The sequence below is a fragment of the Mangrovimonas xylaniphaga genome (assembly GCF_001280435.1).
Lineage (GTDB): Bacteria > Bacteroidota > Bacteroidia > Flavobacteriales > Flavobacteriaceae > Mangrovimonas_A > Mangrovimonas_A xylaniphaga.
On the sequence record NZ_LBIP01000024.1, the window covers coordinates 1 to 604 of the forward strand.

Consider the following 604-nt stretch of genomic DNA (forward strand, 5'->3'; position numbering starts at 1 on the left):
TTGCGGGAAATTAAGAAATTATGAGAGAAAAAAGAAACAAAATTAATATAGAAAGAGGACTTTCCGAAGGAAATGTCCGAAGCAATGGTTTTTACACATTGTTGGCAAATCGTTTTTTTATTTTTTGTCAGCTTGATTTTTATCAGAAGATGTTTTTGTTTGCGGTTGTTGTATTGTGGCTTGAAACTTTTGCCGTTCTGTCTTTAATGAGTCAGAAGTCAGAATTAAGGAATGTTTTAATTGAACGTAATCAGATTTTAGAGAATTATAATCAGCATTTAAGGAAATGTATTTATCATTTAAAGTCTGATATTTATTATCAAAATACTTATCTAAAATCCAACCTAAAACAGCAAAACAAGGAACAATGATAGCTATAATTGCAATTTTTTGGTTAGTTGTAAATTTATTCCACCATTTTAGAAATGGCGTTACTATTGGAATTTGCTTTTCTATTAAAACCCAATTATTTTCAACATGCTCTTTTAAATGCTTTTTTTGCACCTTTTTAGTTTCTATGTTATTAAAACCACCAGAGTCATTTTGAGTATATTTTTTAATCAAATATTTGGTCATATAGCGTTATCAAATGTTTGCCAACGGT

The 604-nt window shown here is 28.5% G+C and carries 1 protein-coding gene; it reads right to left on the reverse strand.

Annotated features, from left to right (window positions below; all coding sequences use genetic code 11):
- Nucleotides 1-117: 117 nt before the first annotated feature.
- Nucleotides 118-576: a hypothetical protein gene (locus tag ZA06_RS16130; RefSeq protein WP_053978534.1), complete on the reverse strand. Its 459-nt coding sequence runs from the start codon at nt 574-576 to the stop codon at nt 118-120.
- Nucleotides 577-604: the final 28 nt, after the last annotated feature.

Excerpts from the sequence above, each read along its gene's own strand:
- ZA06_RS16130 (WP_053978534.1), bottom strand. The coding sequence starts at position 576 with ATGACCAAATATTTGATTAAAAAATATACTCAAAATGACTCTGGTGGT.